Raw genomic sequence first — 17,243 nt, forward strand, 5'->3', positions numbered from 1 at the left:
GCGGGCTGTCGTTGGTGATTGGCAAGCGTTCATGCACCTGTGCGACAGTCTGGTTGCACGATAGCACTGCTTTATGAAATAAGTTCTATAATATTGATAGCCGGATAGTAGCACGAGGTTATCCATGGCGACACCATCCCTCCCTCCGATTCAGCGTTCGTGGGCACGTTGTCAGGCACGTGGGCTTGACCCGACGTGTGTACCGCAAACCGGGATGATTAATCTGAGTGGGTGGAGCCATCTGCAAGCCCTGGTTCGTTCGTCAATAGAAGATTTGTATCAACTCAGTGACCATCCCGGTTTTGTGGTGGTCATTTGTGATGATCAGGGAACGATCATCGATATGGCCGGGGATAGCGCTATTATGATGCAGGCACAGCAGTATGGGATTGGATATGGGATCACCCTGGCCGAGGAGTATGCCGGCACCAATGCAGTTGATCTGGCTTTGCGTGAAGCTCTGCCCTGTCAGACAACCGGTGACGATCACTACTGTCAGTGGTTGCAAGCATTTGCGCTGGCTGCGGCACCGATTTTTAGCCCTGATGGTCGGGCATTAGGTGCGATAGCCATCCTCAGCATGGCCGAAGAGTGGCATCCGTATGCGCTTGGGATGGTTATCGCAGCGGCGCAGGCATTTCATAGTCAATTACGCGCTGAACGGTTGTTGAACGAAGCGAACGATCAGCTTACCGAACTCTACGCGACGCTTGATACGATCAACGAAGGGTTGATCTTTGTTGGTCCTAACGGGGAAATCCGGCGCTTGAGCCGGCGTGTCGCCAGTATTCTGGGTATCAATGTCCGCTCGGCTGCCGGGCGCCCACTGACCAGTGTGATTTCGCCGCCACCCGCGATTGCGGCTGCGCTCCAGCAGCTCAGTACGCTTGAAGAGCAAGAGGCGATCTGGCAAACACCGACCGGGGTCCAGGCGGTTATTTGTGGGGTACGTCCGGTGTGGGATCGCAGCCGTCGCTACCTGGGCAGTGTGATCACGCTGCGACCAACTGAAAGTGTGCGTCAACTCGTGCAACAAGTGGTTGGAGCGCGGGCGACATTTACGTTTCGCGATATTGTTGGTCAGAGTGAGAGTATGCGGCAGGCAATGCGCCAGGCGCGGCTGGCGGCTGCCGGTCGGGGGGCAATTTTGTTGCGAGGTGAAGCCGGTGTCGGCAAGGAGATTTTTGCGCAGGCGATCCACAATGCCAGTAGTCGGGCTGGCGGCCCGTTCATTCGCGTCTCATGTTCAGCAATTCCTCGTCAGTTGATCGATAGCGAGTTGTTTGGAGTGGAGGGCACAGATCGCCAGCCTGGACGCCCTGGGAAGCTGGAGCTGGCCCATGGTGGCGTATTGTATTTAGAAGCTATCGATGCGCTCTCGTTCGATCAACAGACCAGTCTGCTGCGAGTGATAGAGATGGGGCGGGTGATCCGTACCGGCGGAGCGCGTCCGATACCGGTTGATGTGCGGGTGATTACCACCGGTCATGGTCTTGAGCAACTGGTGGAAGAGGGGCGTTTTCGCGCCGATCTGTACGCACGCCTGAGTGCGTTTGTGGTTGATATTCCACCGCTGCGGCAGCGTGGCGACGATATTATCTTGCTGGCTAATCATATGATCCGGCGGTTGAGTGAACAGTTCGGGCGGCAAGTGGCACTCGATCCAGATGCACTGGCAGCGTTGCGGACCTATCCATGGCCGGGAAATGTTCGTGAACTGGAAGTGGTGCTGGAGCAGATGGTGCAGACGAACGCCAAGAGTGTGCTCACGGTGTCGGATTTGCCCCCGGCCATTGCCCGCCACACAACACCGTTACTCATCTCCGACAGCCCGCGTCTGGCCGAGACCCAGGAGTTGAGTGAACGAGACGCCATCTTACGGGCCGGGCGGGCGGCGGGCGGTCGATTAGGCCGGGCAGCCGCGTTGTTGGGGATCAGTCGGGCCACACTCTGGCGCAAGATGACCCGTTATCGAATTTCGCGTGAGGATATGGTACCGTAGTCCGACAGGTGGTTGTGTTCGGGTTGTACGCAACTGGTATGATGTAACAGGACTACCGTCTGGCAGCATCCCAAACGCTATTGTTGAGACCCTTTATGCGACAATTGACCGGCCCTTGTTGTCTGGTAATGCTGTGCCTGATTGCCGGGTTGTTGTGTGCTGACGCGCTCATCCCGCAGGATCGGGTTACAGAACCGTTTGCAGTTCGCACCCTGCCAGAGACTCGTGCGGTTGGGATCAACAGCCATCTCACTACCCGTTACCCCGATGCGGCTACAATGCCAATTCCAGCGGCAATCCTGGCCGATCTCGGTGTGCAATGGGTACGCGAAGATTTGCACTGGCACCGAATTCAGCCCGATCCCGCTACCTGGGATTGGACATTCAGCGACGCCGCACTCTCGGCATTGCACCGGCAGCGCTTGCAGATACTGGCTGTGTTGGGGCCGGCAGTTGGATGGGCCACACCTGATACTACCGATCATCCCAACCAGATCTCGTTTGCTGTCCCAGACGAGGCCGCATTTGTGGCGTATGTGGCAGCGGTTGTGCAACGTTACCGGCACATCGTAAAGCACTGGCAGGTTTGGAATGAGCCGGATCAAGCGTTGTTCTGGCGACCGGCTCCTGATCCTGGGCAATATACGCGCCTGCTGATCGCAACAGCACGGACAATCCGGGCAATTGATCCAACGGCGACGATAGTGCTGGGCGGGATTAATCCGTTTGATACAAGCTTTCTGCGTGCGATTGCAGCCTATGGTGGCTGGCATGCCTTTGATGTGCTTGCTATCCATCCCTATGTCGATCCGCTGAACCCGCTAGAAAGTAACCTGATCGCTGCGGCTGATGGTGTGAGGGCTGTTGCCGCTCGCTACGGCTGGAAACCGGTCTGGGCAACTGAACTTGGCTGGGCAAGTGGGGCGAGCGACCGCGATCCGCTGGCGCTGATTGATGCTGCGCAGCAGGCGGCCTATTTGCCGCAGGCGTACTATGCCCTCTGGCAAGGCGGAGTCAGCCATGTTTTCTGGTATGCGCTGAAAGATGATCCGCACAACACGTATGGCTTGTTCGGGTATGGCAGCGGGCGGGCCGATTTCAGTCGTGCCAAGCCGGTAGCTGCTGCCTTGCGCGATCTGGCTGCATCTATGCCTACGGTGGACTCGCTTATGCCAACGACGACCATTCATCTGCTTGATCGGCAGGTGGAATGGCTACGTCCTGCCCAACCAAATGGTTCGATCTGGCAAGCACGGGATGGTCTGCATATTTCGTATCGTTTCACCACCCGCACCAATGATTACGTCGCCTTTGAGTTGCGCGAGCCAATCGCGCTGCCTGACTATACCAGAGCATTGATCGTGCGCCTGACCGGCGATGGGAGTGCGCATCATCTACGGCTCTGGTTGCGTGACGCCGAGGGCGAGCGTTTTGCGCTGACCGTTGGGATGATTGGCCCGGAAGTGGAGCAGGTTTTATCAGCACCAGTCGGATATCGGGCGCTCCAGTACGGGTATGTTGCTGGTGAGGGGAATCGGCGTCCTGATGCACCACTGGCATTGCAGGCGATTGTGGTTGATGATCAGTATGATGGGTGGAGTGGTGTAGGCGAGTTGATCATTAGCGAGATTGCGGCACTGGTCGGTGAAGCCGGTGATAGTGGTCATCACAGATTACCGGTCGGTGGTGCACGACCGGGCATTGCGTCCGCGATGGCGCTCCGGGTACGGTTGATGCGGTAGAGTGGCTACCACACGCCATACCGGCGACACGATGAACCGGTCAGGATATAGATGACCGGACGCTAACCAGAGATGACAGTCAAGAGCACAGTTGGGTGCGGTAGCGTAGCTTCCACGCGCTACTGGCCGTGGAAAGTGTTCTGATGTGGCATCCACCTGACCAGCACGGTCAACAGCGTAACACGCACCCGGCACAAAGCACGGCTGGTGCGGCAGCATGGCTACCGCAATCCAGGTGACCAGCCCGGCTACCCGTGTAACGCACCCGGCACGACGCACGACTGGTGCGGCCTGACTGGCGGGCCGGTGGGTACGAGTTCAGGACATGTAACACGCACCCGGCACAAAGCACGGCTGGTGCGGCAGCATGGCTACCGCACTCCACACGCTGCGACACGCGCATGACAAACGGACAAGACAACCAATCCAACGAGTGATGGCATTGACGATGGTCGACAGCCCTCCTCGCTGCCTTACTAGACGCCTGGAAGCAGGATATGCTAACGTTGGCGATTGGTAAGCGTTCATGCGCCTGGGCGACCGTCTGGGATCACGACAGCACAGCTTTTATGCAGTAAGTTCTACACACCCTCTTCGGTATCCTGCCTCTCTATTTCCAACTTCCTATTTCCTATTGTCTACCTCCTATTTCCTATCTCCTACCTCCTACCCTCCCCCTCAACCCGCGAACGACTCAATCACCGCTTGATACAACTCAATCGTCTGGCGGGCAATTGCGTCCCAGCTAAACACCTGTTCGACCCGGCGCCGACCGGCCTGACCGAACTGATGACGCAGGTCGGGATTGACCAGCAAGCGATTGATCGCAGCTGCCAGATCTGCCGAGAATGCGGCGGGATCGACGGGATCGAAACTGCCCGGCTTGAGATTGGGATCAACCAGTAACCCCGTCTCTTCGGGAATAACAACCTCTTTGATCCCGCCGACCGCCGAGGCCACCACAGCCGTCTCGCAGGCCATCGCCTCAAGATTGATAATGCCGAACGGCTCGTACACACTTGGGCAACAGAAGACAGCAGCGTGCGAGTAGAATTGAATCACATCCTGGCGAGGAAGCATCTCGCGAATCCAGATCACACCGGGGCGGTGGGCGCTCACGGCGGCGACCCGTTCCTCCATCTCGATCCCGATCTCTTTCGTATCAGGAGCGCCGGCGCAGAGCACAATTTGTGCTGTCGGGTCGATGTGAGGGATGGCATTCACCAGATGGATAATCCCTTTCTGGCGCGTAATCCGCCCGACGAAGAGCACGAAGGGTCGGGTTGGATCAACGCCGTACCGTTCCAGGGCATCGGTTGCGTTGGTTTTCCGGTACTCGTTGAGATCGATCCCGTTGTAGATAACGTGGACGCGATCCGGATTGATATTGAACAGGCGCAGAATATCAGCGCGAGTCTCTTTAGAAACGGCGATCACGGCATTGGCCTGCTCAATCGCCGTGCGTTCGATCCACGAGCTAAGATGGTAGGCGTTGCCCAGTTGTTCAACCTTCCAGGGGCGTAATGGTTCGAGCGAGTGGATGGTTAATACGTAAGGAATCCCCCATAGCTTGCTGGCGAACAGACCTGCCAGATCGGTGTACCAGGTATGACAATGAACCACACTGGCGTCGAGCGTATCTTTTGCCATCGCCAGTGAGCGAGCAACTGCGTCGACCGCACCGGCAAAGCGAGGATCGGTATTCTGGCGTGCCTCTTCCCATCGTGGATAGCCGCGCACCTTCAGGTTTGCTGTGTCAACGTGTTGGTCGCCAAAGCAACGAACTTCAACCGGTACCATCCGGCTAAGCGCCTGGCTCAGATACTCGACGTGGACACCGGCTCCGCCATAGATATACGGTGGGTACTCATTCGTAAAGAGGGCCACACGGCGCAATTCAGGCATAGCAAGCCTCTTCTCTCATGGTATGATGAACTCGTTTCTTCAGTATACATGGTTTTGCGACAACAAGAACAACCTGGATCGCATATCATGCACCAGAGAGGATGCCGGCAATGCTTGAGTTATTCGTCCGCGGTCTCTTGTTTGGGCTGGCGATTGCGGCGCCGGTCGGACCGATTGGCTTGCTCTGCATCAGGCGCACGATAACCGACGGGCGCTTGACCGGTTTTATCAGTGGGTTAGGCGCTGCCACGGCTGATGCGCTCTACGGCAGTATTGCTGCGTTGGGTTTACAGGCGATGAGCCTGATCCTGCTTGGGCTAAGTTCCCTGCTTCAGCTTGCAGGTGGTATCGCTCTGATCTGGATCGGCCTGACAATGATGCTCGCTCGACCCGATCCGGTTATTGCTCAACCGACCATCACCAGGCGAGGCTTGCTCGGCGCATATCTCTCAACCTTCTTGCTTACGCTGACCAACCCGGCAACCATCCTGATCTTCACCGTCATCTTTGCCAGTTTGGGTCTGAGCACTGCCGGCAACTGGCTCAACGGGATGACGCTGGTTGCCGGGGTTGCCTTTGGCTCGGCGCTCTGGTGGACGTTGTTAAGCAGTGGGGTTGCGCTGGTACGCGGGCGAGTGACTGTGCCGGTGTTGCGGGTGATCAATCTGGTGTCGGGTTTGGTGATTATCGGCTTTGGGGTAGCTGCCTTGTTGAGTAGAGGCCTGTGATGACGTACACAGTGATTGTAGCAAATGCACCGGCAATTGATCTCACACCGTACCAGCGGTTGTTGACGCTTGCCGACCGGCTGATTGCCGCAGATGGTGGCGGTACTGCCCTGTTTGCCGGCGGCTACACGCCACACTTAATCATTGGTGATCTTGACTCAATTGCTGCGGAAGCACTGACTGCGTATCAGGCAAAAGGAGTAGCGATCGAACGGCATCGTCCCGACAAAGACGAGACCGATCTCGAACTGGCGTTGCTGGCCGCAGCCGCCATGGGTACTACCCGAATCGACGTGATCGGGGCACTGGGTGGACGTTGGGATCAATCGCTGGCGAACGTAATGTTGTTGGGAATGTCGGAGCTGCGTGGCCGCCGGGTTCGTCTGCTCGACGTTCCACAACAGATCTGGCTGGTGGATCGTGAGAGTGTGATTCCCGGTCTCGTGGGTGATACCGTCTCGTTGCTGCCGTTTGGCGGCGATGCCCACGGTATCACGACCGCAGGACTGGCCTATCCGCTTACCAATGGAACGCTCTACCATGACCGGGCACGCGGCGTGAGCAATGTCATCAATAACCTGCCGGCACGAGTTTCGGTTGGGCAGGGCATGCTGCTGGTGGTGCTGACGACGCAGGCTGAGCCGGTGTAGAGAGTTGGTCTGCGCTGGCGCAACACAGAGTCTTGTGTTTTTGAGGAACATAGCGCAATGCTTCTCGACCTATCCTCACTGGTTCGCGTGATTCAATTCCTCGATGCTGCACTGCGTATCGTGAATGATCGGTCGTGGTTCGATGCGCAGAGCGCGGAGGTTCAGCAGACAATCATGGCCGGTGTCGTGCAAAACTTCGAGTTCGTGTACGAATTGTGTATCAAGATGATACGGCGGCGGCTTGAACTGGATGCTGCTTTTCCAGAAGAGGTTGATATCAGTCATTTTCGTAACTTCATCCGTACAGCGGCTGAAAAGGGTCTCATCACCGATGTCGAAGCCTGGTTTCGCTATCGCTTGTTGCGTAATATGACTTCTCACACATACGACAGTGCGAAAGCGTTGATGGTATGTCAACACGCAGGTGATCTGCTTGCCGAAGCGCAAGCAGTATTGAAAGCTCTGGATAGACGGAATGAACAGACAAACAATTGAGGTTCAACCGGAGCATCTGGCTATCGTATGCGCGATTCTGCGTAAACACGTTCCCCGCTACGATGTCCGGGCCTTCGGTTCACGGGTGCAGGGACGGGCCAGACGATACTCCGATCTTGATCTGGTCATTATGACCGATGAACCGCTTGCGCTTGACGTGCTGGCGGGCCTGGCCGAAGATTTCCTGGAAGGTTGATATTGTAGATTGGGCCACAACTGATGCGGGATTTCGGGCTATCATCGCGCGCGACAGCGTGCTGATACAGCGTGGTATACAGCAATGCCAGGAAGCAAAAGGGGCAGGATAAACAACCTGCCCCTACACAACGCGCACAAACTTACGGCGACCAACCTGTACCACGACATTAGCACCGGGCGACAGCGTTAGGGCGTAGTCCTCAACCCGTTCACCGTCAACCCGCACGCCACCACCGTCAATCAGGCGACGCGCCTCACTCTTGCTAGGGGCGAGACCGCTGGCGACCAACACCTCAACTATCCCGCTCGGTGCTGTGAGGGTAAACGTTGGAATATCCTCGGGAATCTCGCGCTCGACGAATTGACGAACGAAGGCGGCTTCGGCGGCAGCGGCAGCAGCCGGGTCGTGGAACTGGGCCACAATCTCACGCGCCAGCCGCATCTTCAGATCGCGTGGATTGACCTGTCCGGCGGCCATTGCCATCTTCATCTCGTCTATCTCTGCCATCGGCACATCGGTCAGCACTTCAAAATAGAGAGGTAATACCTCGTCGCTCATTGACATAATGCGACCATACATTTCCGCTGGCGGCATCCGAATATCGACTGTGTTATTAAACGTCTTCGACATCTTGCGTCCATCGGTGCCGGGAATGAGCGGTACGAGGAACACCTGCTGCGGGGTCATGCCCAGTTGCGCCATCAATTCACGACCGGCGAGGATATTGAATTTCTGGTCGGTACCACCGAATTCCACATCGGCCTTGATCGCCACCGAGTCATACGCCTGAAGCATGGGATACATCAATTCGAGGATGGTCAGTGGCGCACCGGTTTCATACCGCTTGCGGAACGTCTCGTGGGCCAGCATTTGAGCCAGGGTGAAGCGACCGGCCAGATCAAGGGCATGCTCCAGCGTAAATTGCCCAAACCATTCGCTCTGCCAGCGCACCTCGGTGCGTTGGCGATCAACCACGCGGAAGAACTGCTCCATGTAGGTTTCGGCGTTGGCCCGTACCTCAGCAGCCGACAGGCGGGTGCGGGTTTCGTCGCGACCGCTTGGATCGCCGATTTGTGCCGTCCAATCACCGACAATCAACACCACCTGATGCCCCAATTCCTGGAAAGCACGTAATTTGCGCAGACCAACGGCATGGCCGATGTGCATATCGGGCTTGGTGGGATCAAAGCCCTGTTTTAGCCTCAGCGGCGTTCCACTTTGCAAGCGAGCACGCAGTTCGCTCTCGACGATCACTTCGGCAACGCCGCGCCGTAATAGTTCGGACAGATCCATCCCAGACGCTCCCAGCGCTTTATAAAGACTGCAAACGTAGTTTATGCTAACAGGGAGCGGGGTGTGTGTCAAGCGGAAAACGAGCGCGGATGTTGGGAGTATTCGGGCACTTCACAGGAAGGTGCAGCCGTACAGTTATGGTTGTCAATCTATTGTCATACTGACGACATACTACATCGCTATAATGGTAGTATCGATTTGTTATATCAGCGCTTGCAAGTAAAAACGTGTTTCGCATGATTGGGCGTCCGGATCAGTTCCCAAAATACGTATCAGACATCTATGAATGCAGCACCGATCATTGAATTTCGCTTATTCGGCGTTCCACGTCTACGTTTCAATCAACGTGACATTCACTTCCGGCGCCGTCAACCGCTGGCAATTATGGCAATGCTGGCCCTGAGTGAGCGCTCAGTTACCCGTGATGAACTGACCTATGTTCTCTGGCCGGATGTACCACAACCGGTTGGCCGACAACGCCTTCGTCGCTCGCTCTGGCATCTGCGTCAGGCGATTGGCCCGCTCGTCGATAACGTGTTGCGTGATGAACCTGGGGGAAAATCCGATATCCTTTCACTCGATACCAGCCAGTGTTATATCGATGCCTGTGTCTTCGTCCAGTTGGCCGGTCAGGTTGCAGAACTACCTGATCGCGAGGGTATTCGAGTTGCCGAGCAAGCAACGCAGCTTTACACCGGGCCATTGCTGAGTGGGTTAGAACGCGTCGAGTCGACAGAGTTTGAACACTGGGTATTGCAGCAACGTGAACGCTTTGCTCGCCTCCACCTCGATGTATGGCGTCGTCTGGTTGATGGTTACACCGCGATTGCTCATTTTGAACGGGCGATCACAGCAGCCGAGCATGCGCTGGCACTTGATCCGCTCTCCGAAGCGTTACACCGCAAATTGATGTGGCTCTACACCCGCACCGGACGACGTGCCGATGCCATTCATCAATTTGCATACTGCACAGCGTTGCTCCGCGAAGAATTGGGACTTGATCCGGAAGCCATGACCTCGGCGTTGTATCAGGCGATTTTGAATGATCAGATTGAAGATGTCTACCATCTTGCGTTTCGTGACCATAAATACCGAACCAACAGTAGTGATGTGAGTCGGCGTCAATGGCCACCAGGTTTAGGCATAACTCATCTTCCGGCGCTGACGGAACTCATGACACCGTTGCGTGAGGGATTGGCCGGTACACCGAAGGTTGTTTGTATACAAGGAGCAGCCGGTAGCGGAAAGGGTTATCTGGTACGGCAGGTACTGGAGAGGATTCGATCCTCGGTGCCAGGGGTACAGATATGGACAGCCAGTGCGCCACAGCTCGATATATACATTCCCTTTGGAATGATCAGTGATGTGTTTAATGTGGCCTTGCGTCATCGGCTCAATCAGCCATTCACCACAATGCAGGCTGCGGCACCACCCGATCCCTGGATGAACGAGGTTGTGCGTTTGTTGCCCGAACTACGAGCGATCTTTTCGCGCTTACTCCCATTTCGTGCTCCTTCGGAAACGGTGCCATATCTTGCGTATCGCCGGCTGTTGCAGGCAATACCGCGTGCATTTCAGGCGCTCATTGGTACCGATCCTGTCATTATCGTTCTGGAAGACGTGGATCAGGCCGATCCACTTTCCATCGATGCGTTTGCCTGGTTTATCCGCTCCCTATCCGCTATCAAAATGTCACTGCTCATCACCTGTCGTGATGATAGCGCGATCAAGAAGATCATCGCCGACGCAGGCATGCCTGATCGCCTGCGTTCATTTACCATTCCGGCCATTGATCAACAGGCGGTGTTGCGTCTGGCGCAGGATGCAGGTCTGAGTGTTGCTGTCGGTAAGCAACTCTGGCAGCAAACGCAGGGCGAAGCGTTGGCGATTCGTGAAACCTTACGCGCCATCACGATGGCTCCCGATTCGGTTATACCACCTTCATCGCTTGCGGAAGCAGTCCATCTCCAGTTGCAGATGTGTGATGCCGCCCTACGGCGTATTGTTGAGGTGCTGGCCGTGATCTGTTGTGGAAGTGGCCTGCTTATTCAACAGGTGAGTGGCTATACCGGTGATGAGGTTGAGGAAGCCTGCGCATATTTTCAGCAACTCGATTGGATCAGCACAACCGAGAATCAATACTTCATTGCCCATCCTGAAATTCGTGCGGCCATCCTTGCGCAACTCAATCCGGTGCGTCGTCAGCAACTGCATCGGCAAACCGCATTATGGTTGCGCCAGATGAATGCAGAACCGGCACGAATTGCATACCATTTGGAAGCGGCTGCGCAATCGGAAGAAGCTGCCCGGATGTGGCTTCAGTCTGCTCGCCGTGCCCACGCGATCTGTGCGTGCGACGCAGCCTTGTATGCGGTTCAGCGTGGCCTGGGACTGGCCCAAGAGCGGCCGACACTGTTTGATCTGTTGTGCGAGCAAGAAACCATAGCGCACGACTATGGGTTGCGATCAGAACAACAGATGACCCTCGACGCACTTGAACAGCTTGTCAGCCAGACCCCGGATCATCCCGAATGGTGGATTGAGGTTTACCAGCGCCGTGGTCGCTATGCTCTGGCGTGTAATCGCTGGCAGGAGGCGGTTGATGCGTTGCAACGGGCTGCGGCCCACACCCTGCATCGTGATAGTGCTATTCTGTGCTCACTTGCTCGCGCCCTCGCGCATCAGCAGCAATGGAGCGAAGCAGAGGACGTTCTCCGTCAGACGGAACAGATCGTGCAGCACCAGGATCGCGATGCCCAGATTCGTTACTGGTGTATCTGTGCCGATATTGAACAGATGCGAGAGCGCCCTGCGGCGGCAGAGGGTGCGCTCAAACGGGCAGTACAGTTGTCTGAGCCGACATCACCCTTACTGCCGCAGGTCATGCTCCAACTGGGAACAATTGCTGCACTCCGTAACAACTTCTCGCAAGCGTTGCTCTACGCTCAGGAAGCACAGCGACTCTTTGCCCAACGTGGTATTCCTGATCGGGAAGCTGCCGCCTCTGTCTTGGTTGCCCGGATGCTGGCGCGACAACATCAATATGATGAGGCACTGGCAGCCTATCAACGAGCCTATGCCGGCTATGCTGCCATCGATCTGTACCAGGGTATGGCTGCCAGTCGCGTGAATATGGCGACGCTGCTGCTACGCCTGGGTGCATTTGCCGAAGGGGAAGTGATGGCCCGTGAGGCATACAACCTCTTCGCGGGTATCCAGGATGGCCGGGGGATGTGTGTTGCCGCCAGCAACATCGGGGCAGCACTGGTATGGGTTGGTCGTGGTGCCGATGCTGAAGCATGGCTGCGTGAGTCGTATGAACGGGCCGTTGCCATTCCACTGCCTGCTCAGCAGGCGGCAGCGCTGGCAAATCTTGGCGCAGCGTTGCTCCAGCAAGGACGGCTGATGGAAGCTCGCCGGATGATGGAGCAGGGTCTGGCGTTGCGTGCAGAACAGGGGCATCTCGATGTCAGTATTGATCGAGCCTTTCTGGCAATGACCTGCTTACGTCTCGGCGATATCGACGCTGCCGACAGGCATAGCCTGGATGCTGTCGAAGACCTGATCCGGGTACCACAGGTTGAGAACCCGCAGCAAGTCTGGTTTGCACGGGCCCAGATTCTGCGTGCTCAGGGCCGCATGACTGAAACGGTCGCAGCGCTGAAGTCGGCGGTGGAATGTTTGCAGCACAGCGCATATCAACTGCCGGCACAGTACCAGGAACAGTACCGCACCGCGTTTACGTTCAATCGCGCCATCCTGTGCGCTTACGACAATGATGTCTGGCCCGATCCGCCGATGTTAGTATGAGATGATCACCCCACGGCAGCACTGATTTCAGATGTCATGCGGGCTGAAGCCTGCCTGATAGCGTGACAGTGCCGGTGTCGTGTGGGCTAAAGCCTTCCCTGACGATGTGGAAGCCCTGGTGGGGCTAGCAGAAGTGCGCCTGGCGCGTTCTCCCGCCCGGTCGTGCGGGCCTAAAGCCCTCCCTCACGACGTGGAAGCCCCGGTGGGGCTAGAGGCCCCCACTCCCCGCCGACAGGCAGCCCAGCAGGGGTTTGCCCGAATTACGGCAGAATTTTGACCCGCCGACTCGTTCACCCGCCGACCATCCAACCCGCCGACAGGCTAGCCCCGCTGGTGTCGGGCAACAGCACACCTGGCGAGCCGAAGCGATAGTGGATGGCCGGAATGAAATGCACGGCCATGTAGACGCTTTGTAGACGCCACCCTCTGTATGCTGAAGTAACTACGATGTAGACAACAATTGCTTTACCCAGGAGAATCTGCCATGAAACAGCTCATCTATCTTATCCTTACGATAAGCCTGATCGGTAGCTCTGCGTCGTTGACTTTTGCTCAGCATACGCTGCCGGCATCGCACGGGGTACAAGGGGAAGCCGGTTCGGTCAATGGAACGCTTGCCACCATTCCAGACACCTGGGCAAATGAGGAAAGCTATATTCCGTTAACGCTACATAACAGCGTTGTCTTCTGGCCTGGATCGCCACCATCTTGCTCATCAACGTTAGAATTTGCTGAGCCGTGTCAAATCTCCAGTCGTACTGCGAATGGCGCACCTTCAATGAGCACTGCCCGTCTCTTGCACAATGCCGGTAATACCGGACCATTCATCAAATCGAACCTCGCCGTTGACGACACATATGTGTACTGGATCGGTAGCGACTTCCAGATCAAACGCTTACCGCGTAGCGCCACAACCACGACGACACCAGAGGTGATAGGAAGCACAACGTACACCACCTCAACCCTGCGCTTCGAGATTGATGTGGACGCCAACTACATCTTCTGGATAGAGAGCAATACTGCGCCGCCGATTTCGGGTCGGTTGTTTCGCATGCCAAAATCGGGTGGTGCAGTACAACTGATGGCCGCACGTACCATCAGTGGCTTCGGTGCAGGGTATTTTGAGAAATTGCGCGCCGATGGTTCTGGCGGTGCGTACTATGTGTCCACCTTCTTCAGCAGCCTGTTTCGTACTGTTCCAGACGGTGCCGGCTTCACCTCTACCTTTCTTGGAATTACCGGTGTTGCTTCCTATGCCCTTAGCAGTTCTCACATCTACTGGGCAGAGAGCCTCGCTAACCTCGTCATCAAACGCGCACCACGCAGCAATCCCAGCGCTATTGAGACTCTGGTGAATCGAGGCAACACCGGTACCCCCACAGCACCGGTCATTGCCGTCGACAGCCTGAATGTCTACTGGCAAGAGGTGCGTGGGTCTACTGGTCCTATCTTTCGGCTGGCGTTAAGTGGTGGTACACCAGAGCAAATTACTGATAACTATAATGCCGCTCTGTCTCTGGCGAGTAATGGCCGTTACCTCTTCTGGAATATCGGCTGGAACGGCACAATGTACCGTTTGCCGGTCAATGCTTCGACCTGGACGCTCGATCTGGATGTGACGGGCCTGGAAGTGGTGCAGATAGTTCAAAACCCGAATAACGATGTGCCCCTGGTGAGTGGTAAAGAGACGTTTGTGCGCGTCTTCCCGCGCATTCTCAGTAGTTCACCGTCCAGGGCTACGGTCGATCTATGGCCGAATGTCCTGCTGTACGGGACACGCGGTGGCACACCGCTGCCCGACTCGCCGCTTGAACCGGTGTATTACGTCGGCAATGCGCGTAGTGTCGGATCGACAACTGATCGTCGTGACATCAACAGTGGCGTCTGGTTCCGCCTGCCGGCTTCCTGGGCAGATGGGACAGTACAGTTGCGTGCTGTCGTCAATCCCCGCCGTGTGCAAACTGAGACCAGCTATGCAAATAACGAAGTGACACGGACGGTCTCGTTTGTGCGGAAAGCCCCGATCTGTCTGGACATCAAACCGGTCAGTACGGAGCGTGGGGTAACCATTTCGGCGTGGCCCCGCGATGAAGGGGCACGGCGCTTCATCCAGTCTTTCTTCATTCGTGCAGAGCAGTTGTTGCCTACGCATGAATTGCGGGTCTTTATGCGTGGCGGTGACCCATTGCGCAAACCGCGCTGGTATCTCTTTGAGAGTGATCCGTTTGGTCTGTCGCGCTCCAATGCCGATAGCGGATGGATGCTCGTCCTACTTAAGGTCAACACTCTCTTCGATAGCAATCTGTGTAGCGATGGTGGCAGGACGCTGCGTGTCGTGATGGCACAGGATTTTCCCGACCGTGAAGTCAACGGGATGAATCTTGAAGACACGGTGCTGTTTTTCACCTTCTGGAACCCTAATGGTAATTTTACCCAGAATGTGCCGGGTGGTGGCGTAACCCTGGCGCACGAGATTAGTCATGCGTATGGTCGTGGGCACATTAACTGCCCGGTGGGTGTACCCGATGGTGTGGATGGTGGATATCCGCATCCGACCTGCCAGATCGGTACTTCTGGCCCGAATGAGTTTCTCGGTTTCGACTCCGGTCTGAGTCGGAGGTTTGGTCAACCGCCAAGTCTCCTCTTGCCAGAGACAACCGGCGATCTGATGTCATACGCGCATTTTATGCCGCGACCACGCTGGACATCGAATTATACCTGGCAAGGCATCTTCAACCAGATCAGCAATCGCAGCCTGGCGGTCGCAGACAGCGGGGAAGATGTCTCGATTGCCCAGTCCACCGTCTCATTCATCGTCACCGGCTTTATTTCAGGGACGGTTGCTGAAATGCGCGAGTCGTTCCAATTACCCGAACCACTGCTCAGTCAGGTTACTGCCCAGATCAACGCCAGTACAGTAGAAAGTCCGAATTATCGTATTCGTGCGCTCAACGGCACAACACTGCTCGCCGACCGACCGTTGCGTGTGGCCGAGGTTGACGGTGATCCGGCGCCCGGTACATCGGAACCGGATCTGATTGGCTTTTTCCAACGCCTCGATCTGACGCAGCGTCCTACCCGGATCGAGATTGTTCAGGTAGGAGGTGGTAGTATCGGTGGGCTGAATGTCAGTTCTAATCCGCCTACAGTGTCGATTACTGCGCCCACCGCAGGCAGTACTGTGAATCGCACGCTGACCGTAAGCTGGAATGCCAGCGATCCGGATGGTGGCGTTCTGCATCATATGGTGCGCTACAGTGCCGATAATGGTACCACCTGGACGGTCATTGCTCAGGGTCTGACGGCCAATACGCTCAACGTAGATATTGCCAGTTTACCGGGTGGCACAGCACGTGTACAGGTTATTACCACCGATGGCTTGAATACCGCGATTGCCACATCTGCGGCGTTCTCGGTGGCACGTCGCACACCGGAGGTGTCGATCTTACTGGAAGGCGGCCCTGTATTTGCGCCGGGCGACTCGATCACCCTGCGGAGCCGGGCCTACGATCCAGAAGACGGTTTTCTGAGTGGCTCGCGGTTGCAGTGGCAGATTACCGGCCCGCTCAGCATTACCGGTGATGGCGGGCAGTTAACCCTGCTCAACCTGCCGCCCGGCCTCTACACGGCTCGCCTCCAGGCAACTGATAGCGATAGCGGTAGTGGTGAGGATACTATTCAATTCTCTGTTTCACCCAAACGGATCAGCGATGATAGTACTGCACCGGTTGTCGATGGTTTCTGTGAAGATGCTGCCTACAACGCTGATCCACACCCTGTATCACTCCGCTACAATGAAGGCACTTCCTCGGCAACAGCGGCGCAGGTGCGGTTTGTGCGCGTAGGAGCGTACCTGTATGCCTGCTTCAGCGGCCTACCGCTCAGCACAAGTGCCACGGAAGCAGCCATCTTGAAATTCGATCTCAACAACAGTGCCGATGCACTGCAACAGGCGGACGACCTGATTATGCTGATCCAACGCGATGGCGTTGTCCGCAGCGGACGTGGTAATGGCAGTGTGAACGATGTCTTTGACCCGATCCCGCAGAGCATGACCGGAGCGGTGAGTGCCGGTACTATCAGTTGGAGTGCGGAAATGCAGATAGCGGTTGACCGCTTTGGGGGGTGGGATCGATTTGTGCGGATGCTGGTTGCCCACGACACCCGATCGGCCTGGCCGCGGGGAAGCGTTGCCTACGAACCGCAGCGCTGGGGGGTGACGATGCTGGGTGAGGTGAACTATCGGGTGAACCTGCCGCTGGTTGTCAAGTAAATGTATGCTCCAGGGGAGAGGTTTCATCGTTCCTCTCCCCTGCTGAACATCTCGTGAAGCCGCGCTGGACAAAGACAGGCGCACGAGCCTGGCCAGAAAAGGTAGTGGAAGAAAACCGTCTTTTGTGCGGTGGTGTGCGGAAGATC

At 56.4% G+C, this 17,243-nt stretch carries 10 protein-coding genes and 1 pseudogene; 9 read left to right on the top strand and 2 right to left on the bottom strand.

Annotated features, from left to right (window positions below; genetic code table 11):
• Nucleotides 1-124: 124 nt before the first annotated feature.
• Both VAE57_RS00695 and VAE57_RS00700 read left to right on the top strand, forming a co-directional pair.
• The gene (locus VAE57_RS00695; protein ID WP_322819995.1) at nt 125-2,002 is read left to right on the top strand and encodes a sigma-54-dependent Fis family transcriptional regulator; all 1,878 of its coding nucleotides are present in this window, start codon (nt 125-127) and stop codon (nt 2,000-2,002) included.
• Between the two features lie 95 nt (nt 2,003-2,097).
• On the top strand, nt 2,098-3,744 hold the full coding sequence (locus VAE57_RS00700) for a glycosyl hydrolase (protein ID WP_322819996.1): 1,647 nt from the start codon (nt 2,098-2,100) through the stop codon (nt 3,742-3,744).
• Nucleotides 3,745-4,422: 678 nt separating this feature from the next.
• Here VAE57_RS00700 and glgA read toward each other — a convergent pair.
• Complete coding sequence (glgA, locus tag VAE57_RS00705) at nt 4,423-5,649, bottom strand: glycogen synthase (RefSeq protein WP_322819997.1); 1,227 nt, start codon at nt 5,647-5,649, stop codon at nt 4,423-4,425.
• A gap of 110 nt (nt 5,650-5,759) precedes the next feature.
• Here glgA and VAE57_RS00710 point away from each other — a divergent pair, with 110 nt between their 5' ends.
• From VAE57_RS00710 to VAE57_RS00725, 4 genes and pseudogenes are all read left to right on the top strand, one after another.
• Complete coding sequence (locus tag VAE57_RS00710) at nt 5,760-6,377, top strand: LysE/ArgO family amino acid transporter (protein ID WP_322819998.1); 618 nt, start codon at nt 5,760-5,762, stop codon at nt 6,375-6,377.
• Complete coding sequence (locus VAE57_RS00715; RefSeq protein WP_322819999.1) at nt 6,377-7,027, top strand: thiamine diphosphokinase; 651 nt, start codon at nt 6,377-6,379, stop codon at nt 7,025-7,027. The genes VAE57_RS00710 and VAE57_RS00715 overlap by 1 nt, the downstream gene beginning before the upstream one ends.
• A gap of 57 nt (nt 7,028-7,084) precedes the next feature.
• Nucleotides 7,085-7,522, top strand: a complete 438-nt coding sequence (locus VAE57_RS00720) for an HI0074 family nucleotidyltransferase substrate-binding subunit (RefSeq protein WP_322820000.1) — start codon at nt 7,085-7,087, stop codon at nt 7,520-7,522.
• Nucleotides 7,503-7,830 (top strand): annotated as a pseudogene (locus VAE57_RS00725) (nucleotidyltransferase family protein). The gene VAE57_RS00720 and the pseudogene VAE57_RS00725 overlap by 20 nt, the downstream one beginning before the upstream one ends.
• An 11-nt stretch (nt 7,831-7,841) precedes the next feature.
• Here VAE57_RS00725 and tyrS read toward each other — a convergent pair.
• Nucleotides 7,842-9,029, bottom strand: a complete 1,188-nt coding sequence (gene tyrS, locus VAE57_RS00730) for a tyrosine--tRNA ligase (protein WP_416208417.1) — start codon at nt 9,027-9,029, stop codon at nt 7,842-7,844.
• Between the two features lie 267 nt (nt 9,030-9,296).
• Here tyrS and VAE57_RS00735 point away from each other — a divergent pair, with 267 nt between their 5' ends.
• The 3 genes from VAE57_RS00735 (at nt 9,297) to VAE57_RS00745 (ending at nt 17,097) form a co-directional block, all read left to right on the top strand.
• Nucleotides 9,297-12,824 carry a tetratricopeptide repeat protein gene (locus VAE57_RS00735; protein WP_322820003.1) on the top strand — a complete coding sequence of 1,176 codons (3,528 nt, stop codon included), beginning with the start codon at nt 9,297-9,299 and terminating at the stop codon, nt 12,822-12,824.
• A 79-nt stretch (nt 12,825-12,903) separates the two neighbouring features.
• Nucleotides 12,904-13,101, top strand: coding sequence for a hypothetical protein (locus VAE57_RS00740; RefSeq protein WP_322820004.1), 198 nt, complete (start codon nt 12,904-12,906; stop codon nt 13,099-13,101).
• 207 nt (nt 13,102-13,308) lie between these two features.
• Entirely contained in the window at nt 13,309-17,097 is a 3,789-nt protein-coding gene (locus VAE57_RS00745) for an Ig-like domain-containing protein (protein WP_322820005.1), read from the top strand.
• Nucleotides 17,098-17,243 lie beyond the last annotated feature (146 nt).

This window comes from Chloroflexus sp. (genome assembly GCF_034434295.1).
Classification (GTDB): Bacteria; Chloroflexota; Chloroflexia; order Chloroflexales; family Chloroflexaceae; genus Chloroflexus.